We start from the raw sequence: 25920 nt of genomic DNA, 5'->3' as shown, positions 1-25920 counted from the left end.
GACAACTACGCAATCCATAAAGCGGCTATTGATAGTGGCTTGCAACAGGGCTTGCGACAGGGCTTGCAACAAGGTTTGCGTCAAGGCTTGCAACAGGGGCTGAATGTTGCTAGGCAAGAAATGGCGAAGAAAATGCTGTTGGATAATGAATCTGTTGATAAAATTGTCAAATATACTGAGCTATCTGAAGCAGATGTTCTCGCGATTAAGGCTGCTCTCGACCAATCGTAAATTGATGAAGTTCTTTAGTTAAAAAAGTCCGGCTTCCCGCCGGACTTTTTCATGTTAAACCACCGCTTTGCTTTTCCAGCGACCGCTACGCCAGCGCCAAATGTTCGCGAACGAGCGGTAGAATTCGTCGGCGGCCATGCCAAGCCAAAGGCCGGGGAGCCCAAGTCCAACGACAAATGCGAGGATGAGCGAAGTCGCAAGGCCGAGCGTCCACATCATGCCGCTACCGACGAGTGCCGGGAATTTGGAATCGCCTGCGGCACGGAGCGATGTGGTGACGATGAAGTTCACTGCTTTGAATGGTTGCACAGCGACATCGCACCAGAGGCATATTTTACCGAGGCGGAGAACTTCTGGATTGTCGGTGTAGAGCCTGAGCAGGTGTTCGCCGAGGAGTGCTACTGCGACGGATAGCAAGAATCCGCTGATGATGCCCACGGCGAGTGTTTGGTGAACGCGGCGGTTTGCTTTGGTGTAGTCATGAGCACCGACGAGGTGTGCCACGAGAATCTGGTTTCCGCTGCCGAGGCCGACTCCGAGAATGACGGAAAGCGCGGCAAAGTTCCCTGCGAACACGCGGGCGGTCATTGCTGTTGTGCCGATGTAGACGACCATAGCGGTGATGAACACTTGGAAAAGCTGGAAACTGATGGGTTCTGCGGCGGCGGGGAGGCCAATGCGGATCCAGTCGGGCAACAGAACGCGGGTGCGTTTCCAGTCGCGGGTTTTGCTGTGGTGGTGTACTTTGAACTTGAGCACAAGCCAGAGAATGCACGAAGAAATGAGCCAGGAAAGTGCGGTCGCGAGGGCGACTCCGTGAACGCCCATTTTCGGGAGTCCGAAAAGCCCTTCGAGGAATACGACGTTCAAGGCTGCGTTTGTGGCAATCGTGAGCGTGTTTCCGACAAAGTTCCAAATGGTAAGGCCGTGGGTCGCGATGAGGGCGGTCAAAATAGTTTGCAAGGCGCGGAAGGCGAACCCAAACGAAACAACGCTTAAAAATTGCGTGGCGAATTTAGCAGGTTCTTCGGTGAGTCCCATCCATTGCGGAATGTTCCCGGAAAGCGGATAAATGATGAGCGTGAGCGCGATGCCGAGAAGGATGCTCCCGAAAAGGACCATCGTTTGTGTGCTGCTTGCATGGCTGTTCTGCTTCGCGCCAATGTATTGCGAAACGATACTTGCGCCGGATTGCGCAAAAGCGTGGAGCGCGGTGAAAAGAGCCCCGAGAATCGGGAGCATGGCGCCAACGCCTGCGGCTGCGGTTTCGGAAGTGCGCGACAAAAACCAGCTGTCCATCATGGGCTGGATCATGCTCACGGCAAACGTGAGGATTAGCGGCCACGAAAGGCTGATGAGCGAGCGGTCTTTGACATCTACCTGTTTCATGTGTAAAAATCTAGAAACAACAAAGGACCCGTCAAAGGGTCGTTTTTAATAAAATGTTTTCGACTGTATCCAGTGTTTTTATTAGACGTAGAATTTATTTGTTTTCTAGAGATGCTGCCAGTTTTTTCTTGGCTTCGCGGCGGATGCCGGCTTCTTCGTAGCGGCGGATTTCGTCTTCTGTTTCGGGGATGATGGAGGGAATCGGGGTCGGTCTTCCGTTTTCGTCCAGGGCGACAAATGTCATATAAGCGTGGCAGATGACTTGGGGCTGCCAGGATACTTGCGGGTCGATTCCCAAGACCTTCACTCCGATTTCCATGGAGGTGTTGAAAGCGCGGTTTACGGATGCCTTGATGGTAAGAATGGTTCCGACAGTAGCGGGTTTGAAGAAACGCACGTTGTCGATCGAGACCGTTGTGACTTTGCGTCTGGAATGAGTGCAGGCGGCAATGCAGGCAGCCTTGTCGAGGAGTGATGTTAGGTGTCCGCCGAATACAAAATTGTAGGCGTTGACGTCGGAGGGGTGAACGATGTCGCGGGTTTCGACTTGAGATTGCTTGACTGTCTTTGCGTTTTCCATATCCGAAAAATAAATATTGTCGTGGGCGAGCAGGGTCTTGAATTTCTATATTCAGGTTATTATGGAAGAAAAAAAGACTTATAGAGAAGTGATGCCGGGCGAACTCCCGTGCGAAGTGCCAGAATGTGACGGCGTGATGGTCGTAGACCCCGATAACAGCTATAAACTCACCTGCGACAAATGCGGGCATATAAAAGAGTAGGAAGTAGGCGGTAGGAAGTAGACAGTGACTGGTCAATGGTTGTTGGTCATTGGTCTGTGGTTTAAGTTGGGGCGCTTTGGCGCGGTTATAATCCTTTAGTCTTTCGTCTGTAGCGAGCATGCGAGCGTTCTTTCGTCTAAATATTGAGTACCCGGAGCTTCCCGTTGTTGAACATCGGGAGGAGTTTTTTGAGCTTTTAGAAAAACATCAAGTAATCATCGTCAAGGCCGATACCGGTTCCGGCAAATCCACGCAATTACCGAAGTTTTTGTTGGAGTGGTTTTTAGAAAAAGTAGACAGTAGGAAGTCGGAAGTAGGAAGTGATGGGGAGTGTCATTCGGAGACTCCTAAAACCTGTAACCTAAAACCTAATACCTGTTCCTTTAAAATCGGCGTTACCGAACCTCGGCGTTTGGCGGCGATTTCCATTGCTGACCGCTTGCGTGAAGAACTCAAGGACGAAGAACTTGTCTCGACGAAAATTCGTTTTTGGGAACAAGGTACAAATGAAGCCCCCATCAAGGTGATGACGGACGGTATCTTGTTGCAGGAGTTCCGCAAGGACCGCTTGTTCCGGCAGTACAACGCCATCATGATTGACGAAGCGCACGAACGCTCGTTGAACATCGATATTTTGCTTGGCATTTTCAAAACGGTACTTTCTCGTCGTCCAGATTTCAAGTTGATTGTTGCATCGGCAACGCTTGATGCAAAACTTTTTGAAGAGTTTTATGACAACAGTTGCGTGATGGAGGCCGAAGGCCGCACGTACCCTGTGGATGTGGAATATTATTTTGGACGAGAGACGAGAGACGAGAGACGAGAGAATTGTGTCATCCTGAGCGGAGGGCGTAACCCGGAGTCGAAGGATTTCCGCGACATCAGCGGCAAGGGCGATTCGGGGCTGATTGAAGAAGCTCGCGATGCGATTCTCGATTTGGAAACGCGACATCGCGACCATTTGCTCTGCTTTTTGCCGACGGAACGCGACATTCAGGACTTGGCTGGCGAACTTGCACACGAACTAGATGCCGCGACTTTTGATGTGCTCCCGCTTTACGGGCGCATGAGTCCTGACGAGCAGCGTCGCATTTTCAAGCACACGGGCAAGACTCGCGTGGTCTTGGCGACGAACATTGCCGAAACGTCGCTTACGATTCCGGGAATTGCTTACGTTGTCGATACGGGTATGGCTCGAATCTCGCGCTACAATGCGCAGGCGAGAATCCAGGGGCTTCCCGTCGAAGAAATTTCGAAGGCCAGCGCGCGGCAGCGCACTGGACGCGCGGGGCGCGTGAAGCCCGGCGTGTGCATTCGCCTTTACTCTCCCGAGAATTTTGAAAAGCGCGATGAATTCACGGAGCCAGAAATTCGCCGTAGCAATTTGGCAAATGTCGTTTTGCAGTTACGCAGTCTCGGGCTGGAACTCGAAAACTTCCCGTTCTTGCAGTCGCCTCCGCATTCGGCTTTCCGTGGCGCTTACAAGACTTTGTTTGAACTTGGCGCACTCACCGCCGACAATTCTAGCGGTCATGTGACCAAGCTTGGCCGCGATATGACGCGCCTCCCGATGGACGTTTCGCTTTCGGCAGTGCTTTTGCGCGCCCGTGATTTGGGCGTTTTGCAGCCGGCGCTTATCGTATGCTCGGCGCTTAGCATCCAGGATCCGCGTGTGGTGCCGAACGATGAACCGGAACGCACTCGTATTCGTCAGCTGCATCGCAAATTCTGCGGCCACAAGAGCGATTTTCTCGTTTACGTCTCGATGTGGAATGCTTTCTGCACGGACTGGGACGGCAAAACTTGGAACAAACTCCGCAAGTTCTGCGATAAGAACAGCATGCACTTTTTGCGCTTGCGTGAATGGGTTGATTTGTACGAACAGTTCAGCCGCATTCTCGAAGTGAAATTTGAAAATAAAGTTTGTCCGTTCGATTCGTTCCATCGCGACAATTTGCACATTGCGCTCCTCTCCGGATTCTTGGGTGGGATTGCGCATCGTGATATTGAAAACGGCTGTTACCGCTTGGTGAGCGGTCGCGAAACGCATGTGTTCCCGGGTAGCGATTTGTACGCCAAGAGCGTGGAATGGCTTTTCAGCGCCGAAGTGCGCGAGACGAGCCGCACGTTCCTTACGAAGGCTGCCGAGATTAAACCGGAATGGATTTTGCAAGTGGCAGAACCGTTCTGTACACGCCGTTGGTTTGAACCGACATGGAATAAGGAACGCGGCTTTGTCGAAGCGGTTGAAGAAGTGAGCTTTAGAGGGCTTGTGATTAGCCGTGGCCATCGTGTGGATTACGCTCGCGTGAATCCCGAAGACTGCGCTCAGATATTCTGGCGTGAAGCGGTCGTGATGGGCGAGGTGGCAAGGCCTTTCGATTTCATGAAGCACAACGACCGCGTTGTAGAAAATTTGCATGCGCTCGAAGCGCGTAAACGCCAGTTCGGGCTTGCTCCGAGCGAAGATGCACTTGTGGAATACTACACGCGAATTGCGGGGAACGTCAATTCCATCAAAACGCTCAAAAGCTACATCTACGAGCATACCGACCAGTTCCTCAAATTTGATGAAAAGTATTGGTTGGATCAGTTGGATGGCGGCACGAGTGGAACAACCTGGACAAGTGATGCTGACGGGTTCCGCACTGGATCCTTCGCTGCGCTCAGGATGACGAATGCTGGCGATGTCATTCTGAACCCTGAAAGGGTGAAGAATCCAGTCAAGTCTAAGGATGCGGCTCCAGCACCTACTCTAGGCGGTTCCATCGAGCATTTCCGCATTGGCGAGCGCGTTGTCACAGGCGAGATGGTCTTTGATGCGACTCGCGATTGCGATGGCATTACGCTTTCGTTGCCTTATGACTTGCTGACTGAAATTTCTCCGGCAAAATTTGCGATGAGCATCCAGCAATGGCGCGAATGGATGATTGAATCCGTGATTCGCGAAATGCCTAAGAGCGTCAAGAAATTGCTCGAAGCCAAGCGCACGGCGATTGACGATGAATTCTTTGCGGCGCTCGACAACTTCCCGCATAAAGCACCGCTCTTGTTGCTTTACGAAGTCCTTTCGAATACAAAGGAAATCCGCTCGGGTGCAAACGGCGCAAGCATCGACGTTCCGACGGTGAACCCCGACAAAGAAAATCATTTGCGCCTGCATTTGGTTGTTTCAAAGCCGGGCTTCCCGGAACCTTATAAAATCGAGGTGTCGCCCGAATGGGGCTCTTACCGCATGTTCTTGGCGGTCCGCCCGGCTTTGGTGACGTTTGGCATTGACTTCCCGCTTGAAAATATGCGCTTTGGCTGGCGTCTTGGCGAGTCAGCGTTGATGGTGTCGGATGAATCGCGTTTCTGGCAGGCGTTCCGCAAGCGAGTGGAGGGTGTGCATCTCGAATCCGCAGCGCATCCCGAGACTGCGGCGCATTCCGCACAACAGAAAAACGCTCTCTTGGAAGAAAAGAAACAGCTCATTGCCGACCGCTTGAACTTGCTTGAAATGGGCGGCGTGTTTGCGGATAACTTTGAAACCGCTCTCAAGATTTGGGTGGCTAAATCGCTCGCTGCCGATAACCTTGATGCGACTCGCTGTGTACGCTTTACGGGGCTTGAATTCTCGCGTGGCAAAAAAATTCGCGACTTCAAGAGCCTTGCTGCAAACACCCGCAGCGAAGATGAAGAAATCCGCCTCTCGCTCGTGCGAGCTACATACGAATCGGGCCTTATCAGTGCTGAAGCTTTTGTAAAGAACTGGAATTTGCTTAAAAATTTCAGCGTGGAAATGCGGAGTGGAAACGGCAAATCGACCTTAAAAAATAAAACCATAATTGCGATCCATACGGCGTACCAAAAAGAACTTACTTTGTTTGAGCGCCTGCGCGTTCTTGCAGAACTTTTCAATATAGAACTCTCGTTTGGCGCATCTCGTGATTCCTCATCCCGCGAAAATACGGAACTTTCGGCGGGTACCCTCCGCGAGTATTTCCGCCCGTACCTCAAGGCGCGTTACCTGAAGGACCTCGAACTGAAAAATGCCCGTGAACTCCTCGGAAAAATCGACCGTACGCCAACGGATGACCCGGAATTTGCTGAACTTTACTTGCAGGCGAAGGCAATGCTTGAAGATTTTGAAATTCTCAAGTACAAGCGCAAGGGAAATGACGCCGAAGATATCGTGGAAGAAGACGCTTTAGCAAGGTTGAAAGGCCGTTTTGGACGGCTTTAAGTACTCTTGTGGCTTTGAATTTGCTAAATTTGTCGCGATGAAATCCCTGATCCACATATTGCTTGTCTTTTGTTTGGCTTTGATTGCCGCTTGCAAGTCCGAAGACCCTGTTATTGTAACGGTGGGCGACTCCAAGCTACATCAGTCGGAAATTTACACATACGCTCCTGATTGGGATTCCTGGGGTGACAACGAGCGCATTCTTTTTTTGCAGCACTGGATTGAGGAAGAACTCGTCTATCAGCAGGCTGTGAAAAATGGAGCTTTGAAGGATTCCGCTTTAATTCAGATGCTTGAACGCACGAAACGAAAAATTATTGCGGATTACTACATGCAGACCTTCCTCGATACGATGATGGTGAGCGATGGTGAAAAGATTGACTTCTACCATAAGAACCAGAACTTGTATCTGAATGGCAAAACTACGGTTTCGGGAGCGATTCTCTCATTTGCCGACTGGAAGTCTGCTGTGATCTATTACAAGGAATTCAAGAACACCAAGTTTGAATCGATTCCGCCTAACCATCGTCTGGTAAAGCGCATGAGGGAATTTGACGGTGTTGATAAAACGCCTGATCCGTGCATGATCCCATCAATTCGGGGCGCGGTTGTGGGGCGTATTACGCCGATGAAGGTTTGCGATGGGGCTGCTAAGATCGCTGTTGTGACAAGCCGTCTTGATTCTGCTGATGCGCGACCGCTCGACGAGGTGATTGAAGATGTTTCAATGCAGGCTTGGGTGGAACATCAGAAAGTCGTTCTGAAGCGACTCAAGGACGAATGGAAAACAGGGATTCCCATAATTACGAAGATGAACGTTCTTAGTGAAAAGGAAAAATAATGATCAGTAATCGAATTGCCTCTTTAGTTTTTGCTTTTACTGTTGGCTGCTTTGCTGAACCCGTACTGATGGAGGGAATTGCGGCCGTTGTTGATGGCAAGCCGATTATGCGTTCGGAGTTCATGAACAATCTTTACAGGTTCCAGGATACTCCTGAAGCTTCCAGTATGACGGAACAGCAGCAGAAAGAAGCCGTGCTGGACCGCATGATTGAGGAAAAGGTTCTGCTCAGTCGCATTGACCGTGATTCCATCGTCATTTCGGATGCCGAAGTGGATCAGCGTGTGACTAGCCATCTCCAGTCTATTGCCGCAAGCCAGAAGATTGATATGGCTACGCTTGAAAAGGCGGTGCGCGCTCAGCTTGGTCTTTCGATGATCCAGTACCGTGAACAGCTGGGTAAGCAGATCCGCAATCACATGGAAATTTCCCGTGTGCGTCAGCTCCACGTGGGCACGATTCACCCGACCAAGAAGGAAGTGGACGTTTTCTATAAGGATTACAAGGACTCGCTTCCGCGCCAGTTCAACTGCGTTTTGTTGAGCCACATCCAGCTTCCGATTAAGCCGGATTCGATGGTGGTGGATTCCGTGAAGCGCGTGGCTGAAGCGCTGATCGATAGCCTCAACCTAGGTATCAAATTTGAACTTTTGGCTCAGCGCCATTCGCAGGATAGCTCTGCCGCAAAGGGTGGTGACCTCGGTTACTTTAAGCGCGGTCTTTTGGATCCTGCATTTGAAAAGGCTATTGAGCATTTGAAGAATGGTCACTACGCATCGACTCCGGTCAAGACGGACTTGGGTTGGCATATTGTTCGTGTGCTTGGCCGTAAGGAAGATGGTGTCCGTTCTGCTCAAATTCTATTGCGCACGATTCCTACCGCAAAGGATTCGGCTGCAGTCGTTGCTCTTGCCGATTCTCTCCGCAAGAATATTAAGACTAAGGATGAGTTTGCCAATGCCGCCAAGAAGTTCAGCGAAGACAAGTCCAGCAATTTCCAGGGCGGTTTGCTTGGCTGGTTCCAGCGTAACGAAATGGAACCTGCTTATGTCGATCCGGTCGCAAACTTGAACGTCGGCGAAATTTCTGAACCGGTCATGATTGATGGTGTTTATCATTTGTTCCGTCTCGATGATTCCCGCCAGGTGCGCGAACTCACGCTCGAAGAAGATTACGGCAAGATTGAACTCATGGCTGCAACGCACTTGGAAAATGAAAAGCTCCAGAAGCTCATCCAGAAGTGGCGCAAGGAAGTTCTCGTCGAAATCAGAATGACGGAATAGTATGATCCATTTTACCCACGTCACGAAATCTTACGAAGCCAACTGGAAGGCGTTGAATAACGTCACCTTCCGCATCAATAAGGGCGAGTTTGTTTTCTTGACGGGGCATTCCGGCGCCGGAAAATCGACGGTGCTGAAACTCATCTACATGGATGAACGCCCGGACGAACAGCGCGGCGGCCAGGTGATGGTCAAGTTCTCGGACAACGTCCTGTACGATAGCAAGAACACTCCGGACGATAGGATCCAGGCGCTTCGCCGCAAGATGGGAATTATTTTCCAGGACTTTAAGCTGTTGCCGGACCGCAATGTTTTTGAGAATGTGGCGCTTGCTCTCCGCATTGTGGGAACTCCTAGTAACAAGATTAATGCAGCTGTTTTTGACGCGCTTGCACTCGTGGGCATTAGCCAAAAGCGTTTTGCAATGCCTTACACGCTTTCGGGCGGTGAACAGCAGCGCGTGGCGATTGCCCGTGCGATGGTGCATAACCCGTATTTGCTTTTGGCTGACGAACCGACCGGTAACTTGGATCCGAAAAACGCTGAAGAAGTCTTCTGCATCTTCAAGGAAATCAACGCCCGCGGCACGACCATCCTCATGGCAACGCATAACCCAGACTTTTATCTGAACAGCCCGTTCCGCCGTCTTGAACTCAGCCACGGCGAATTACTCAACAGAGATATTCTGTAAAAAGAAATGCCCCGCTTTTTCGCGGGGTATAACTCATTAATTACGTCATTGCGAACCCCCTCGAATTGTCATTCCCGATTTAATCGGGAATCACCTTCTCGTCCTAAAAAAGGAGATGCCCGCACGGAGGCGGGCATGACATCAAAGCGGAGCTTTCTTTCCTAGAACAAGCTCGGATCTTCGCTTGAACCTTCGCTTTCACCGCTGCCGTCGCTAAACGGGTCTGCCGGCGAAATGCGGCTCACGCGCTTGATCTTCTTGGCGGTGAACTTGCTGCCGAGAGCCTTGTAGCCCTTGACTTCTGCTACTTCCGTCAAGTCGAGTTCTTCTTTTTGCACTTCGCGACCGACCTGGTATTCCATCAGTTCGCGGGCGTCTTCTGTTGCAAAGAACTCGATGAGCTTCGTATCCTTGTGGTCGGAAACAACGCTGAATTCCGTCGTCATGGGGCAGCCTTCGAGGTTGAAACGCTTGACCATGTAGTTGAAATTCGAGCCTTCGAAGTAGAGCACCGTAAAGACCTGTGCTGGGTCGTACTTGTGCAGATACTTGATGTTCGAACCCACGAGAATCGGGTCTGCCATGTTGTGGACGCGAGCGCTACCATCTTGCTTGATGATGAGCAGCTTGTCGTTTTCGCCAAATTCACCGAGGCAATCGCCCTTCTTCTGCGTCGAGACGATACCGCTCGGAGCATCGAAGTAAAGCACTCTTGCGCCAAGCGTCGAAACGCCCTTGCGGAGTCTCTTGACCGTCTTGACCGGGTACTTCGAAACGATATTGCCGAGAGCGCCACGGCCCTTGACTTCGACTTCGCTGAAGTCCACTTCAAAGTTCAGCTTGATGCGCGGACGCGGCTTCAAGATAACTTCGACCACTTCGGCTTCGCCGTTCATGTTGCTCGACATGTAAAGAATCTTGCTACCGGGCTTGTTCTTGCCCATGTAGTAATCCTTGTCGCGAGTCACGCCGCCGACGTTGAAGCGCTTGATGTAAGCGTAGCCATCCTTGCCATCCTGGTGGATGACGTTATAGATATGGCGTTCGTCGTCCTTGTTGAACTTTTCAACGAGAATGATATCCTTACCGACAAAGTCCTTGTCGCTGACCTTCACGACCTTGAAGCTTCCGTCGGCCTTGAACACGATCAAGTCATCGTATTCCGACACGTCGAAGAGGTATTCTTCCTTCTTCATGCCTGTGCCAACGAAGCCTTCCTTGCGGTTCACGTAAAGCTTCTGGTTTGCAAGCGCCACGTGTACGGCGTTCACCTTACCGAATTCGGCAATCTGCGTGCGGCGTTCCTTGCCTTCGCCGTACTTCTTCAAGATGTTCTTGAAGTGGTTCACGGCGTAATCGATAATGTGTTCCTGGTTGTACTTGCACTTTGCAATGTTTTCTTCGAGTTCCTGCAAAAGCTGGTCGGCCTTTTCGCGGTCGTAATGGCTTATGCGACGGATCGGAATTTCAATGAGCTTGCCGATTTCTTCGTCCGTAACGGTCTGGCGGTGCAGACGCTTGAGGTACGGCGTGAGGCCTTCGCGAACGAGGCGGATAATTTGTTCACGGTCCTTAGCCTTTTTGATGACTTCGTAGACTTCCTTCTCGATAAAGATTTTTTCGAGCGTGGTCATGTGCCACTTGTCTTCGAGGTGCTTGAGCTCGTTGGCGAGTTCCCATTCCAAAAGCTTTACGGTGTGTTCGGTGTTGAGCTTCAAGATGTCAGAAACACCGACAAATTTCGGGTGCTTGTCGATGATGACGCACGTGCATGGAGAAAGCGATTTTTCACAGTCCGTAAAGGCGTAGAGAGCATCGATGGCCACCTGCGGGTCCGTCCCCGGCTGCAAGTGTACGAGAATTTCGACGCCCTGGCTCGTGTTGTCGTCCACGTGCTTGATCTTGATTTTGCCCTTGTCGTTTGCCTTGACAATGCTTTCGATCAAGCTGACGGTCGTGGTGCCGTACGGAATTTCGCGGATGGCGAGCGTCTTGTTGTCGACCTTTTCAATCTTCGCGCGGACCTTGACCTTGCCCCCGCGTTGACCGTCGTTGTAGTCCGACACATCGATAATGCCGCCCGTGAAAAAGTCCGGGTAAAGCGTAAACTTCTTGCCGCGCAAACAGGCGATGCTAGCCTCGCAGAGTTCGCGGAAGTTGTGGGGGAGGATGGAAGTCGAAAGACCGACGGCGATACCGTCGACGCCCTGAGCCAAAAGCAGCGGGAACTTGACCGGGAGCGTGACCGGTTCTTCGCTACGGCCATCGTAACTCGGGATCCATTCTGTCGTTTCGGGGTTGAACACGACATCGACAGCGAACGGCGTGAGGCGGCCTTCGATATAACGGGGTGCTGCAGCGCGGTCGCCCGTGTAGGGGTTACCCCAGTTACCCTGGGTGTCGATAAGCAAATTCTTCTGACCGAGACCCACAAGAGCATCGCCGATGGAGGCGTCACCATGCGGGTGGTAAGCCATCGTTCGACCGACAATCGTCGCCACCTTCTGGTAGCGTCCGTCGTGGTTTTCGAACATGGAATGCAAAATACGGCGCTGAACAGGCTTCAGGCCATCTTCAAAATACGGGACCGCACGGTCCAAAATCACATAGCTGGCGTAATCGAGGAACCAGCCGTCATAAAGTCGTTCTAGGTGATTGACGTTAGATAAACCTAGAGTAGTATCGGGTGTTTCTTGATTCATGGCTCGAAATGTAGTAAAAATTTTCTGCCGTAAAAATTTTTACTGCTCATTAGGGCAAAAAGCTGATGGGTTCAAAAAAAGTTCCGCAAATCGCGGAACCTATATTTGAAAAGTTGATACGAGTTGTGTTATCGATTGGCTGCTGCAAAATCGTCGCACTTCTTCTGGTAGGTATCGCGATAGCTATCAGATGCTTTGGTTTCGGTGTATTCGTAAGTGGTCACCGAATTTGATGCGCATTCTACACGGCCTGGTTTTACGTAGTTGAGACCGTTTTCAATTTCCGTTTTCTTGGCGGCGCATGCGGCTTCTGCTTCTTCTGCGGTGTTGTAGCTGTATGTCGATTCAATTTCGTAGAACGGATCTTCACCAGCGCCACCTAAGTTAACGCGAGCCTTAAGTGTTTGTTTGAGATCCGGATGATCAATGACAACATCCAAGGCGCGACCGCTATAAGAAACGGAACACTGGTAGTTGACTTTGCTACCGGCATTATCGGAATCGGTCGATAAATCGCAACCGATAAGACTCAATGCCAATACACTTATTCCTGCAATAATTGACTTTTTCATTTGTACTCCTTTTTAAAAAGATCAAGGTGTAATATACAAAAAATAATTTTGTGGGGATTCTCTTTTTTTATATAAAATTGAGATTGCGTCAACGCCGATTTTCCTTATCTCGCCACTCTAACGCTTTGCATTTTGCCGGTGGTGCGGCTCAGCAAGAAGTAGATTCCCGAAGTTTTCGCGTTGCTGGCGGACTTGAGCTTTGTTGATGCATCGTTAAAGCTGTAGGCCGAGAGCTTGCCCAAGCGTACGCCTTGCACATCGAACACATCGTAATTCTGGAGCGAGTTCTGTTCTAAGCGAATCTTGTTGCCGAACTTGCCACCATTATCGCCAATGGCGATTGGCTGTTCCAAGGCGATTGAATCAAGCGAATCTAGCGGATGTCTCTCGATTCCTTTTTCGTACCACATGTTTTTGCTGTCGTAGAAGTGCTCGTTGAAATATTCCTTGAGCCAAGTCATTGCATGGCGATCCACGCCGTCCTTAATAAGTCCGGGATTAGATTCATTGAGGGCGACGCCTGCAATGTATTCCGATTCCATAAAGAGCGGGATATGTTCGGAATAGCATGCTTTTTGAAGGCTATCGCTGCTTGTGCCGACGCTATATTCAGTAATAAACAACGGGAGCTTTATTTTGTCGTAGATTTCCTGAATGCCGCTTTGGATGCGTTCGGAGCTAAAACATTGCGCTTCCGGGCCGGAGCCTTGGACGAGTGGGGCGAAAATTATTTGGTACGCATCGACGGGTGCGCCCTGCTCCTGGATTTTTTTGATAACTTCGGCGCCTTGATTGTTTTTCCAGCCGTAATCATCGTAGTCGTTCAAAGTTAGGATTGCTTTGGGCCAGCGCTTACGGGCCATCTTGAATGCCGTGGCTATGAATTTGTAGTCATCATTGTCGCCACCGAGAGCTTCGATGATTTTATTGCCGCTCCCGAATCCTGAATGGTAATGACCATAGCTGTCGCGGGAACCCCCGTTTACCACTTCGATCATGTATGGTTCGGGGTAACGCATGGCGGCTTTGTCAAACCAGTTTTCAACGGCCTTCTTGGTTTCATCGACATCAAGGTTGTAGAGCCAATTGGGTGTATGAGTTCCCCAAAGCAAGCTGCGAAAATTGAATGGCACATTCTTCGTTTGTGCCCAGTAATAGACGTTATCGCAGCCCGTCCAGTCGTACTTGCCGCGTTCTTTTTCGATGACGGTCCACGTGCATGCATTTTCGGGTGAAACTTGGTTCCAGTAGGCTTGAAAATCCTCGGGGATTTCCTGGTTGTCGGCAATCATGTTGCCAAGATGTTTGTATGCCCCATCGGCTATTCCACGACCGTAACGGACGGCGTTCGGATTCTTGAAATATTCCTTGAGCCACGTCAATGCCGGGCGTTCAACGCCGTCTTTGATAAGGCCGGAGTTGCCTTCTGTAAGCCATGTCTTGCCATAAACGTAGCCCCAAAGGGTAATGCCCTTCACATATTCTGTTTCCATCAACAAGGGAATATGTTCTTGGTAGCATTCCTTTTGGAAATCGTCATTGTTGGTTCCGACATCGTATTGGGTGATGTATATCGGGAGGCCGGTTTGCTCATGGGCTTCATGAAGAACGCGCTTGAGTGTCGTAGAACGGAGGCATTGATAACCAGAGCCTTGTAGTGTTGTTTCGTGGAACTGCATTCCGTAAGCATCAACAGGAGCGCCCTGGGCCTTGATTTTCTTGATAAGGTCAATCCCCTCGTTCTTTTGCCACAAAATTGTGTTGTAGTCGTTGTATATGAGTATTGCCTCTGGCCAACGCTCACGCGCCATTTTGAACGCGGTCACCACAAATTTGTAGTCGTCATCGTTGCCGCCAAGAGCCTCGATTAGCTTGGATGTTTTAAAATTGGAGTGATAGTTGTTGCTCGTTTTGACGGCCTCATTGACTACTTCAATCATTTCGAGATCGGGGTAGTGTTCTTTAACCGCATCGAGCCAATCAGTAAAAGCCTTTTTTGTTTCGTTAACATCGAGCTTGTTCAACCACTCTGGTTTTAGGGATCCCCACAAAAGGGTGTGGAATGTGAAATGGGCGTTATTTGCTTTGGCCCAGTTGTAGGCGAGGTCGCAGCCTGACCAGTCGTACTTGCCGCGTTCTTTTTCGACATTAATCCAAGTACATTCGTATTCGGCGGTAATCTGGTTCCAGTAAGTTCCAAAGTCGTCAGGGATTTCGCCAAAGGTAGTGGTGTTGCCTAAAAATTTGGAAGCTCCATCGGCCATGCCTACACCCGCAAAAGAAAATGTTGATGCGGCGAATGTAAAAGCGAGTGCCTTAAATACCGTTGATTTTATACTCATTGCGACCCCAGATTTTTTTAGGAAACAGCACGTAACAATAAAATACCTCGAAAACATAGGAATGTCCCTCTTGGGGTGAAAACTTCCATTGACAAAACATCTATGAATCTCTAGTTGACTGCTAATAAGTCCTTGCTTTGGAGTTATATTTAAATCAATTCTTGGAGGTTCTTATGACAGCAATAATCGGTGCGGTTCTGCTATTTCTCGTTGTTATAATGAGTGTTGCCTTGATTTTCGGAGCTCCGCTAGGCGCGTTCACCTTGGGTGGTCATTTTAAAGTTTTTCCTGCAAAATTGCGTATTGTGCTTGCGGTACAGTTGCTTTTGCAGGTTTTCTTTGCCGTTATACTTTTGCAGCTCGGTGGCTATATGTCCCTGTGGTTTTCTCATAAAGTCACTAAAATTGTTGGAATAGCCTTTGCGGTTTATTTGACGCTGAATTGTTTCGGAAATATGTTCTCGAAAAGCAAAAAAGAAAAAATTGTGATGACGCCGCTTTCTGTGATTACCGCTGTCTGTTATTGGGTGAATGCACTTGCTTTTTGATTCGTGCGAAAGATTGCTTAGCATTCTTTTTTCTATATTTGTGCTCAAAATCGGTCAGTTCGAAAACCATCCTGACTTAAAACAAAACTAGGAGACTTTATGCGTTCAGAAGCTGAACTCGAAGGCGTTACGCTGCTCGGCAATAACAAGACCCAGTACAAGACCACTTACAGCCCCGAAGTGCTCGAAAAGTTCCCGAACAAGCATCCGGGTAACGATTACATGGTCACGTTCAACTGCCCGGAATTCACGAGCCTTTGCCCGAAAACCGGTCAGCCGGACTTTGCCGAAATCAAGATCAACTACATTCCGGACCAGTATTTGGTGGAATCCAAGTCGCTCAAGCTTTACATGTTCTCGTTCCGCAATCACGGGGACTTCCATGAAGACTGCGTGAACATCATCATGAAGGACTTGGTGAAATTACTCGACCCGAAGTACATTGAAGTCGAAGGCATCTTTATGCCGCGCGGTGGCATTTCGCTTTATCCGTTTGCAAACTACGGCAAGCCGGGTACCGAATTCGAAGCTATCGCCAAGAATCGCTTGTTTTCTGCGATAGATAGAAGGCGTTGAGCACGCATCCCTTTCAGGGCTGCTTTGGGGTATGGGTACGCTCGTTACACTCGCTTTGAGCTAATGCTTATATTCTAAAGAAAAAGCTAGAAATTCTTTATTTTACAATTCTAAAAAATTTAACCTCACAACCTCAAAGGCGCGAAGCGCCGACCTCATACCCCATGCCTCTACAAAACGAACTCCTTATGATTGCCTCCATTTTCGTGTTCTTTGGAGGTCTCGTCGCTTTCTTCCGCTTCTTTGGCAAACAGGGCATTTTCGCTTGGACCGTCATTGCAACGATTGCCGCAAATATCGAAGTCTTGATTCTCGTGCACGCTTTTGGGCTTGATACGACGCTCGGCAATGTCATCTTTGCATCCTCCTTCCTCGCAACGGATATGATGAGCGAAATCTATGGCAAAAAGGAGGCGAGCCGTTGCGTGAAAATCGGCATCCTCGCGAATGTGACGTTTATTCTCATTTCGCAAAGCTGGTTTTTGTACATCCCGGCTGCAGGCGATACAATGGCCGAACCGATCCGTACGGTGTTCTCGAATACGCCTCGCGTGATGCTCGCGAGCTTGTTTGCCTATGCCGTCTGCGAAGCGTATGACGTTTGGGCTTACCACGCCGTCTGGAAATGGTCCGAAAAGAAGTTCGGCAATCGCAAAGGATTCCTGTGGTTGCGTAACAATGGTTCTACGCTTGTGAGCCAGCTGATTAACGTGGTCGTGTTCAACTTGCTTGCGTTTGCGGGCGTTTTCCCGTGGAATACCATTGGCGAAATTCTCGTGTTCGGCTATGGTATTTTCATCGTGACGTCGCTCATGGACACGCCGTTTGTGTACCTTGCCCGCCGCATCTCCGAAAAACACCCGGAACTGCTGAAAGATTAAAAAAGCCGAGCATAAACCTGCTCAAAAAATTGCATCTGGATTCGTATAGATTTGTATATTTATGCTATGCGTTTCTATATTCTTGGACTCTCCTGTCTTTTCTTCCTTGCGTGCTCGGAATCGGGTTCGCATAGTTCCTCTACAGACAATCTTGATGACTTACCGGCATTTCTGGAAGGGTTGTTGCCGATTCCTGCATCGAACGCCAACGTTACGCTTGGTACGGACAATGAAAATGCAAAGCCTAGCGAACGCCCGCAGATGAAGGTCGAATTCGATTACAATTTTTACATGGCCAAAAGCGAGGTGACTTGCGGCGAGTTCGATAGTCTTATGCGCACAGAAACAGGCCTTGTTCTGAAATGTTCAAACGATAGCCTCCCGGCAACGGATATTTCTTATTACGACGCGGTTCTCTTCGCTAATGCGAAAAGCAAGGCTGCTGGCAAAGATACGGCCTACACTTATAGCAAGAGTTCCTTTGATGAAGAAAAACATTGCACAGGTTTGGAATCCCTTGTGTTTAGTCCCGAAAAAGAAGCCTTCCGCTTGCCGACCGAAGCCGAATGGGTCTTTGCCGCCAATAAATTTGGAAAAAAGAAAAACAGCTGGACTTCCGATAATTCGGGTTACGAATTGCACCCGGTTTGTGCAAAAGCTACTAAGAAAAATGAGCTTTGCGACATCATGGGGAACGCTCTGGAATTTGTTAATGACTGGATGGGAAATTTCCGCGACACGACTTATCTGAATTATGTCGGCGCATCAGAAGGTCGCGCCATTGGACAGCGTGTGGTTAAAGGTGGGAGCTACCGCGATGCTTCCGGTGCTATAAACCTCTACAGTCGTGGTGATATTTATACGGTGACTTCGGGAACTCGCGCTGAATATGTCGGATTTCGCCTTGCGTATGGAGCCATCCCAAATGCATCTTGGGCTGGTGATGAAGGGACCGACCAGACGGGGACTATGAAAGCTGTTGCCAATTTTACAAGGGTGCGTTCTTTGGTGGGGTCTTTCAGGGTAAAGCTTGCTTTTCGTAACGAAGTCTCGGGAAATCTTGTCTTCATTGACTACTCAAATGGTTTTTCAAACATCATGGAAATCAAGGATACTATAGAAGTTTATCATCCTGAAATATCTCCAGATGGTAGACGTGTCGTATTCTGTACTGGTCTTGAAGGTACGTCCAGTAAATCCCAAGTCTATGTTCGTGATTTAGCCGATGCTGGTACGGGACTCCAGAAACTTGACTTTGAAAACGCAGCCATCCCGCGATGGCGTATTCTCCCGGATGGGGATACTGTCATTGTATTTGTGAGCGACGCTGGCGATAATAGCGTTGATGCGACCTTCAAGAAAAAGTCGACATGGCAAGTCTCGTTTGCGGGTGAAAAGTTCGGAACACCGCAGAAGTTATTTGATGGCGCGTATCACGGTGGTGTCAGCACGGATGGTTCGTTGGCGGTCTCGGGTTCCAAGCTTTTACGCGCTCGGATTACACCGTCTAAAGGTTCTGCCCGTGACACCGTCTGGTATAACGGCGAACAGGCATGCAATGTTTCCTTGGCCAAAGATGATTCCCATCGTACGCTGTTCCTTGACTTTGGCAGTGAAACAGGAAGGAAATTTGTGGGAAAAAGCTATCGCGTACATGAACGCATTCTCATTGCGGATAAAAAAGGCAAGCTGATTAAATCTGTTGCCTCGCCCAAGGGATTCACTTTTGATCATACTGAATGGGTGAGCGGCTTGAAAGACTATGCTATTGTAACTCTTGTTAATGTAAATGACGCTCATGCCAAAATTGCTCTTGTCAATCTTGAAACTTCTGATATCGTGGAACTTGTTGAAGGCGATGAACTGTGGCATCCGAGTTTCTGGGTAAGTCCAATGAATGCAGCCCACTATGATGAACTTGATCTGGATAGTGCCGGCATGTATTATGTTGGACAAGACGCCCCTCTTATCACTCACAAAATGAACGGCTTTTGGGCTGTTTCTGATACTGTTGAAATTGTTGCCTTGGGATCATCCCGTGTGAGTTCTGGATTTGTTGCTCAAGAGGTGGAGTCCGGTTATGCATTCAATATGGCGACCATTCCAAACGACATGGATGTTATTGGCACTTTGGCTGACAATTATGTATTGCCGCACTGTAAAAAACTGAAATATCTTATTGTTAGTCTTGATTTTGATTTGTGGTATAAAAAGAAAGGTGAGAATTTCAATAAGAATGTTAGTGGCAATATTGGTTTTGAGTACGATAAGAGTCATTCCTATTGGAAGGATGGCGTTCCGTCTCAGTATAAGGAACTGAATGCAGTTTATACGAACGGAATCGATTATTTGAGAGATCTCATGAATGAAAATCATGGATGGATTTGGCTGGAATCTGCTGGATGGACGGTTGGTGGTTATAATGAAAATCCGATTGTCGAAGATTCTACGTGGAGCGACAGTCGTGCCTATACAAAGGATATGGACCGCCTTAAAAATTTGATTGCAGCAACCAAGGAAAAAGATGTTGTTCTTATTGGCGTAGTATTCCCGCAATCTCCCTATTACAAAACTACAGGTTCCTATGGCCGTCACGGAATGCGTCGCAGCACTGCGAAATCGCTGATTGATTCTTTAGAGAATTGGCAGAAAAAGTATTCGAATTTCGTATTTGTAGATGAAAATAAAATGGGTGACCATGACTATACAGATGAAATGGCCTATGATTACGACCATTTGAGTTATGTTGGTGGTCAAAGACTTACGCGAAAACTGGATTCCTTGATACAATCAATGAAATAAGTGACCGTTTTATCTTGTTGTCTTCCCAAATTTTTATATTGTTAAACAGTTAAACTAAACATCAATAGAGGTTTATATGAAGTTTTCTCATGCTCTGCTCTTGGCTAGCTCCCTTGCATTCCTTGCTTGCGGTGAAGAAGATTCTCCGTCTAATGCAACTGACAAGTTCGATTGCTCTGTGACGGGTGGCGTCAAGGTTGTTTATCCGACCAAAGGCGAAACCTTCAAGATCGGTCAGAAAATCACCGTTATCTTTGGCTCCGATGTTGATGATTCTGGTTATATGATCAAGTTCAAAACAGGCAAAGACGATCAGGGCGAGGGTCTTACTGCAGAATCTGTTGGTCCTGCAGGCCAGGCCGATGGTAAGACTTGCTATGAAGCGGAAGTGACTCTTGATGCAAGTAAGGTTAAGGAAACCAAGACCGGCTATATTCGTGTAGTTCCGTACAATAAGACGAATAAGGGCGCGAACTCTGGTGAGTTCACGGTCACGAAGTAATGAACCTAAAGTTCAATGACCAAAGTATCACCGTAGCTATTGTCGGTTGCGGTGGTTTTATTGGTTGTCACCTTCTCGATGCTATTTTGACGCGCACCCAGTGGCGCGTTTTTGGCGTTGATTTGGATTTTTACAGGATCCAGCATAGACTAAACGACGAACGTTGCGAGTTTATGGTGGCGGACCTCGCCGATAAGAGAGTCGTTGAACGTATTGCAAAGTATCCAGTCGTCGTGAACCTTGCGGCGATTTGCACACCGAGCCGCTATATGGCTGAAGCTCCTGAAGTTATCCGCAGCAATTACGACCATCCGGCGGCGCTGGCGGATGCTTGTGCAAAGTCAGGCTCTTGGCTCATTCATTTCTCGACGTCCGAAATTTACGGGCGCACGTCGGCCGATTCTGGCTTGCTCGTTGAGGACGAATCCGAACTTACTTTTGGGCCGGTGACGGCGAGCCGCTGGAGCTATGCGACCGCAAAGCTCTTGACGGAACGCTATATTGCGGGTCTCAAGAATTTGAAGTGGACCGTGGTTCGTCCGTTCAACTTTGTCGGGCCGTACATGGACTTTATGCCGGGCGTCGATGGTTCGGGCATTCCGCGTGTGCTTGCGAATTTCTCGTCGGCGCTTGTACGCGGCGAGCCTTTGAAACTTGTGAATGGCGGTGTTGCAAAGCGCAGTTTCACGAGTGTGTTTGATGCGGTCGATTTTATGTTCGCGCTGTTCGAAGCCGGATTCTCGGCGAATGCTGTCGGAATGAATTCGTGTGCTGTTAAGAATGTCTCGAGTGCAACTGAAAATGTTGCGGAAAAAACGCCGTTGTCGCAGGCTTTTAATATCGGGAATCCGGACAACGAACTTACGATCGCAGAACTTGCATACAAAATGCGCCATATCTTTGCAGAAATCAAGGGCGTAAGAGTGGACTCTATTCCTGAGCCGGAAGTGGTTTCTGGCGTGGAATATTACGGCGAAGGCTACGAAGATTCCATGCGCCGTTTGCCGTCTGTAGAAAAGGCCGAACGCTTGCTTGGCTTTAAGGCCAAGACCCCGATTGATGTTGTTCTGCGCGAATCCTTGACGTGGTTTGTTAATCACTATGGATCCGAATTGTTATCCTGATACAGCTTCTATGTCATCCTGAACGTAGTGAAGGATCCAGTTATGTCTTGTTCTGCAATTGACTACTTCATCTTCGTTCCTGCGTACAACGTTGAGCGTACGCTTTGTGAAGTCCTCTCCAAGATCGACGAATCTGTCTTGGATCGTGCGCATGTGCTTGTGATAGACGACGGCTCACGTGATGGAACGGCGCAAGCGTTTGAGCGCTTTATGTCGGAAAATGCGCTCGACTTCAAATCGCATTTTGAATATTTTAAGTTTGAACAAAATTGCGGTTACGGAGCCGTTGTCAAAAAAGGGCTTGCCGAAGGCTTGGCCTCGGGCGCTGCGTTTGTCGCTTGCTTGCACGGAGACGGTCAATACCCTGCGGAAAAACTGGGCGAGTTTTTTGCCGAAATGGAAAACAGGAATCTGGACTTGTTGCAGGGGTCTCGCCATGCGGTCGCAGGGGGTGCAAAGCGTGGCGGTATGCCTTTGTATAAGCGCATTGGTGGCGCGTTCTTGACGGCGCTTGAAAATTTGGCCTTCCGCGTGAAACTTACGGACCGCCATAGTGGTTTTATCGTTTATTCTTCGAGATTTTTGAAAACGGTTGATTTGAATCGGTTAAGTACTTCGTTTGATATTGACTTGGAACTCATTTCCATTGCCGATGCTTTCCGTTTTGCGATTGCGGAACTCCCGATTCCCACACGTTACGCTGGCGAAAAATCAAACCTCAACGTGGTCACGTATGGCATGCGCGTCTTGCGGCAGGTTGTTCGTAGATTTTGCATGTGAGTGAAGTGATTCCTGCTAACAATTAAAATTAACGGTTGATTTTTCTTTACGATTTTTAGTTCAGTTGCATTTTTGTGTGCAAAATAGATTCTTGGATCAGTCATAAAAAATGTAGGCCGTCTTATTTTTTTATATTACCAAAGATAAAAAAGGAGACCCTATGAAAAAGATTCTTGTTATAGCAGGATTCGTATCCATGATTGCCCTCCTCGTTGGGTGTGCAAAGACCATGCAGTTGAACGATCCCGCTCTCTACGATCAGTATCTTACGAGAAGTTATAATCAGCCTCGCGATGTGTGCTACAATGCGGTGGTGGTTACTTTCAGGGATAGGGGCGTCGAACTCACCAAGGCCGATCCTGAGGAAGGCAAGATTGTTACGGAAAAGCATCTGATCGCTATTTATGCGGGATATGGTGTGGTCGGTTCTATTTCACACCGCTATTACATCGATGTGAAGGGTGACGAAAATAATTGTACGATCAAGGTGACAAAGTACAAAGCTTGGAAGGGCGGCAATGAAGTCCCTGACGTTAAAGTTGATGATGTTTACTCCTATTACTGGGCACCTTTGTTCGGAGGCTTCGAAAGCAATTTCGATAGCGAAGATGAAACTTCTTCGGTACGCACAAGCAGTGACATCGACCTGGTTGTCAAACAGCGCACTCCAGACCTCAAAAAGATTTACGACCAGTATCGCAAGAAAAACAAAAAATTGCAGGGTAGGATTAAGCTGAAGTTTACTATCACGCCTAATGGTGATGTCAGTGAAATTTCTGTCGTGGAATCAAATACTGGCGATAGCGGGTTTGATGAAATCATCAAGATGGCCGTAAGCACGTGGACGTTCGGAAAGGTGACGAAGGGCAATACGACCGTGACTATTCCGTTCACGTTCTCGGAGTAGTTGGACCGTCTGACTTTCATCAAATTTATAGAAGCCTAGTATTATGAATCATCTATTGAAGACTCTTTTTTTCTTGCTGGTTTCCGCTTCGTGTGCAATGGCGGCGCATGTCGCTGTGCTTGAAACGGGCGTAGATTCAGACGTAAAAAAGAAGGTGTCTCTGTCTGACCGGCAGTACCTTACGAATGTTCTGCGTGAAGAGGCGGTTAAGGAACTTCCAGCCTCGCAGAACTTTACGATCATGACTCGCGAGAATATCAGCGAGATGCTTCCGCCGGGGAAAGCTCTTGAGGAGTGCGAAGGTAGCTGCCTTGTGGAGACGGGGCGCAACATTGCCGCCGATTACGTTTGCCAGGCCCGCGTGGGAAAATTCGGTTCGAAGCTTGCAATCTCGGCTGAAATCTACGAAACGGCTGGGAACAAGCTTGTTGCAAGTTTCAACGGGCATGGGGCAAGTGTAGAAGAACTTTTGAGTGAAATAAAGAAGAGCGCTCCTGAATTTTTCCGCAAGGTGAAAGGCGAAAGTCCGTCATCTCCGAAGTATGGGGGGCGTCGCGTGAATAAGGGCGCAGGCGGCATTGGTGATTTTCTCAGCTCAAATAAATCCTCTGAAGAATCTGAAGCCAAAGAAATCAGTGTCGGTAGCGTGAATCTTGATTCAGCTCCTGCTGACAAGGATGAAGAAAAAGTTCTTAGGTCGTCAAAGCCAATTGGTGATGTTCCTGCGGTAAAAAATAGAGCGAAAAATTCATGGATTCGCTGGGGTGCACTCATTGGCGGTGGTGTGTTGGTAACGTCGGGTATTGTACTTGCGGCAATTGGCAATTCCGATGCGCAATTGGCTCACGATTTAGGCTTCAGCAATAAGGCCGAGTATGAGGAGGCCAAGGACAAGGCGCATAGCGGGCAGATGAAGCGCGGTGTGGGAATTGCCTTGACCATCATCGGTGCTGCGGGCATCGGATTTGGCTTCTTTTTCTAGGAGGCGGCGATGAGATTAGGAAAACGAAATTTGAAACTTGGGCTTGGAATGGTCTCTGGCCTGTTTGCTTTCGTCTGCTCTGCAATTTTTCTTGCTGCATGTACCGACTACGAAGGAATGCTTGATGATGAATATGAAGCGTGGGTCAAACAGCATGGGGAGAATCAGCAGACTTTTGATCCGGCAGACTTGCCATCGACAGCCGTCGTAGGGAGCTTTACCGACTCGCGCGATGGTCAAACTTACAGGACCGCAATTATTGGCTACCAGGTGTGGATGGCGCAGAATCTCAATTACAATACGGCAAACAGCCTTTGTAATGTGGAAAAGGATGCCGATTGCAAGAAATATGGCCGCTACTATACGTGGTCTGCCGCGATGACCGCTTGCCCAAGCGGTTGGCACTTGCCTAGCTATGAAGACTGGAGTTATTTGTTCAGTGAAGTTGGAGGTGCCTCCGTTGCGGCCACAAAACTCAAGACTAAAAAAGTATGGTCCAGTGGGGAAAATGGCGAGGATACTTACGGTTTCTCGGCGTTGCCAGCAGGTTATTCACATGACCGTGATTTCTACAGTGTGGACCATGGCACGGTTTTTTGGAGTTCTACAGAGAGCAGTACAAGGTTTGTATATTCCGTACGAATGCAGTATGAAAATCCCAATGTTGAAATAACCAAAGAGATGAAAGATTACGCCTTTTCTGTCCGCTGTGTCAGTGACTGAACTTTTGACTATTAACCATTGACCATTATCTATATATATTATGGGTATGGTTGAAAATCTTATACAGTCTTTGAATAGTGTTCTGCTTGGTAAGCAGGACCAGGTGGAAATGCTTGTGATGGCGCTCCTTGCCGATGGTCACGTGCTTATCGAGGATGTGCCGGGAACAGGCAAGACGACTATTGCGAAAGCGCTTGCTGCGGCGATTGGTGCGGACTTTGCACGTATCCAGTTTACGCCGGACTTGCTCCCTGCCGATGTGACGGGTGGTGCCGTGTTCAAGGCGAATACGGGCGAGTTTGAAATTCGCAAGGGGCCTGTCTTTACGCAGGTGCTTCTGGCGGATGAAATTAACCGTGCATCTCCGCGAACGCAAAGTGCGCTTTTGGAAGCGATGGAAGAGCGCCAGGTTTCGCTGGAAGGTGAACGTCATGCGCTCCCGAAATTGTTCATGGTGCTTGCGACCGAGAATCCCGTGGAATTTCACGGCGTGTTTCCGCTGCCCGAAGCGCAGATGGACCGATTCTTGGTGCGCCTTTCGCTCGGGTATCCGACGGCGGAAACGGAACTTGGCATTTTGCGCGCACATCGCGATGGTCGGCCGCTTGATACGCTCAAGGCGGTGATGACTCCCGATGAAATTATTGCGGCGCGGAACGATGTCCGCAAGATTCACATTGACGAATCGCTTGAAATGTACGTGGTTTCGCTGGTGCAGGCGACGCGTGTGAATCCGGCTGTGCGCTTGGCGGCAAGCCCTCGTGCGGGAATCAACCTCATCAAGATGGCGCAAGCTTGCGCGTATGTCGCGGGCCGCGATTTCGTGAATCCCGATGACATCCAGCATGTGTTCTTCCCGGTGATGGAACATCGCGTATTTGCAAAGGATTCGAATACGCCCGGCGCCTCCAGGCAAATTCTCGAAGGAATCTTGAAGCAAGTGAAAGTGCCTAAATAATGTGCATAGTCATCCTGTGTGAAAGCTCTTGTCATCCTGAGTGGCGGTAGCCACGAAGGATCCAGTGAAGTCTTGAAAA

21 protein-coding genes and 1 pseudogene are annotated in these 25920 nt (G+C 49.0%); 17 read left to right on the top strand and 5 right to left on the bottom strand.

Annotated elements, in window-relative coordinates; all coding sequences use genetic code 11:
* Positions 1-231 (top strand): annotated as a pseudogene (locus B7990_RS14940) (transposase); the annotation flags it as partial.
* A gap of 54 nt (positions 232-285) precedes the next feature.
* Here the strand turns inward: B7990_RS14940 and B7990_RS06745 are convergent.
* Positions 286-1620 (bottom strand): MATE family efflux transporter, encoded by a 1335-nt coding sequence (locus B7990_RS06745; RefSeq protein WP_088640238.1) that lies wholly within the window; start codon positions 1618-1620, stop codon positions 286-288.
* 94 nt (positions 1621-1714) lie between these two features.
* Positions 1715-2200: an acyl-CoA thioesterase gene (locus B7990_RS06740; RefSeq protein WP_088640237.1), complete on the bottom strand. Its 486-nt coding sequence runs from the start codon at positions 2198-2200 to the stop codon at positions 1715-1717.
* A 61-nt stretch (positions 2201-2261) separates the two neighbouring features.
* Between B7990_RS06740 and B7990_RS14935 the strand changes: the two genes are divergently transcribed.
* The 5 genes from B7990_RS14935 (at position 2262) to ftsE (ending at position 9442) form a co-directional block, all read left to right on the top strand.
* Entirely contained in the window at positions 2262-2402 is a 141-nt protein-coding gene (locus tag B7990_RS14935; RefSeq protein ID WP_012820363.1) for a hypothetical protein, read from the top strand.
* Positions 2403-2520: 118 nt separating this feature from the next.
* Positions 2521-6627 (top strand): DUF3418 domain-containing protein, encoded by a 4107-nt coding sequence (locus B7990_RS06735; RefSeq protein WP_088640236.1) that lies wholly within the window; start codon positions 2521-2523, stop codon positions 6625-6627.
* A 37-nt stretch (positions 6628-6664) separates the two neighbouring features.
* Entirely contained in the window at positions 6665-7468 is an 804-nt protein-coding gene (locus B7990_RS06730; protein WP_254917371.1) for a hypothetical protein, read from the top strand.
* Positions 7468-8751, top strand: coding sequence for a peptidylprolyl isomerase (locus B7990_RS06725; protein WP_088640234.1), 1284 nt, complete (start codon positions 7468-7470; stop codon positions 8749-8751). Before B7990_RS06730 ends, B7990_RS06725 begins: the two co-directional genes overlap by 1 nt.
* 1 nt (position 8752) lies before the next feature.
* Positions 8753-9442 (top strand): cell division ATP-binding protein FtsE, encoded by a 690-nt coding sequence (gene ftsE, locus B7990_RS06720; RefSeq protein WP_073425045.1) that lies wholly within the window; start codon positions 8753-8755, stop codon positions 9440-9442.
* A 161-nt stretch (positions 9443-9603) separates the two neighbouring features.
* On the opposite strand, the gene B7990_RS06715 is transcribed toward ftsE, so the two are convergent.
* From B7990_RS06715 to B7990_RS06705, 3 genes are all read right to left on the bottom strand, one after another.
* Complete coding sequence (locus B7990_RS06715; protein WP_088640233.1) at positions 9604-12144, bottom strand: DNA gyrase/topoisomerase IV subunit A; 2541 nt, start codon at positions 12142-12144, stop codon at positions 9604-9606.
* A gap of 128 nt (positions 12145-12272) precedes the next feature.
* On the bottom strand, positions 12273-12716 hold the full coding sequence (locus B7990_RS06710) for a hypothetical protein (RefSeq protein WP_088640232.1): 444 nt from the start codon (positions 12714-12716) through the stop codon (positions 12273-12275).
* Between the two features lie 104 nt (positions 12717-12820).
* Entirely contained in the window at positions 12821-15058 is a 2238-nt protein-coding gene (locus tag B7990_RS06705) for an endo-1,4-beta-xylanase (RefSeq protein WP_088640231.1), read from the bottom strand.
* Positions 15059-15231: 173 nt separating this feature from the next.
* Between B7990_RS06705 and B7990_RS06700 the strand changes: the two genes are divergently transcribed.
* The 11 genes from B7990_RS06700 (at position 15232) to B7990_RS06650 (ending at position 25841) form a co-directional block, all read left to right on the top strand.
* Positions 15232-15606, top strand: coding sequence for a hypothetical protein (locus tag B7990_RS06700; RefSeq protein WP_088640230.1), 375 nt, complete (start codon positions 15232-15234; stop codon positions 15604-15606).
* Positions 15607-15705: 99 nt separating this feature from the next.
* Entirely contained in the window at positions 15706-16182 is a 477-nt protein-coding gene (gene queF / locus B7990_RS06695) for a preQ(1) synthase (protein ID WP_088640229.1), read from the top strand.
* Between the two features lie 188 nt (positions 16183-16370).
* Entirely contained in the window at positions 16371-17063 is a 693-nt protein-coding gene (locus B7990_RS06690) for a queuosine precursor transporter (protein WP_254917370.1), read from the top strand.
* A gap of 66 nt (positions 17064-17129) precedes the next feature.
* Positions 17130-19865 carry a TIGR02171 family protein gene (locus B7990_RS06685; RefSeq protein WP_088640227.1) on the top strand — a complete coding sequence of 912 codons (2736 nt, stop codon included), beginning with the start codon at positions 17130-17132 and terminating at the stop codon, positions 19863-19865.
* A 76-nt stretch (positions 19866-19941) separates the two neighbouring features.
* Entirely contained in the window at positions 19942-20367 is a 426-nt protein-coding gene (locus tag B7990_RS06680) for a hypothetical protein (RefSeq protein WP_088640226.1), read from the top strand.
* The gene (locus B7990_RS06675) at positions 20367-21491 is read left to right on the top strand and encodes an NAD-dependent epimerase/dehydratase family protein (RefSeq protein ID WP_088640225.1); all 1125 of its coding nucleotides are present in this window, start codon (positions 20367-20369) and stop codon (positions 21489-21491) included. The genes B7990_RS06680 and B7990_RS06675 overlap by 1 nt, the downstream gene beginning before the upstream one ends.
* A gap of 42 nt (positions 21492-21533) precedes the next feature.
* Positions 21534-22271, top strand: coding sequence for a glycosyltransferase family 2 protein (locus B7990_RS06670; protein WP_088640224.1), 738 nt, complete (start codon positions 21534-21536; stop codon positions 22269-22271).
* A 160-nt stretch (positions 22272-22431) separates the two neighbouring features.
* Complete coding sequence (locus B7990_RS06665) at positions 22432-23178, top strand: AgmX/PglI C-terminal domain-containing protein (protein ID WP_088640223.1); 747 nt, start codon at positions 22432-22434, stop codon at positions 23176-23178.
* A gap of 43 nt (positions 23179-23221) precedes the next feature.
* A complete protein-coding gene (locus B7990_RS06660) occupies positions 23222-24160 on the top strand; it encodes a hypothetical protein (RefSeq protein ID WP_088640222.1) in 939 nt (312 codons plus the stop codon).
* A gap of 9 nt (positions 24161-24169) precedes the next feature.
* Positions 24170-24883 carry a fibrobacter succinogenes major paralogous domain-containing protein gene (locus B7990_RS06655; protein ID WP_088640221.1) on the top strand — a complete coding sequence of 238 codons (714 nt, stop codon included), beginning with the start codon at positions 24170-24172 and terminating at the stop codon, positions 24881-24883.
* A gap of 46 nt (positions 24884-24929) precedes the next feature.
* Positions 24930-25841 carry a MoxR family ATPase gene (locus B7990_RS06650; protein WP_088640252.1) on the top strand — a complete coding sequence of 304 codons (912 nt, stop codon included), beginning with the start codon at positions 24930-24932 and terminating at the stop codon, positions 25839-25841.
* Positions 25842-25920: the final 79 nt, after the last annotated feature.

The sequence above is a fragment of the Fibrobacter sp. UWB4 genome, from assembly GCF_002210345.1.
Lineage (GTDB): Bacteria > Fibrobacterota > Fibrobacteria > Fibrobacterales > Fibrobacteraceae > Fibrobacter.
Note: the sequence above shows the minus strand (reverse complement) of the source record. Positions and strands in the feature narration are given on the sequence as shown.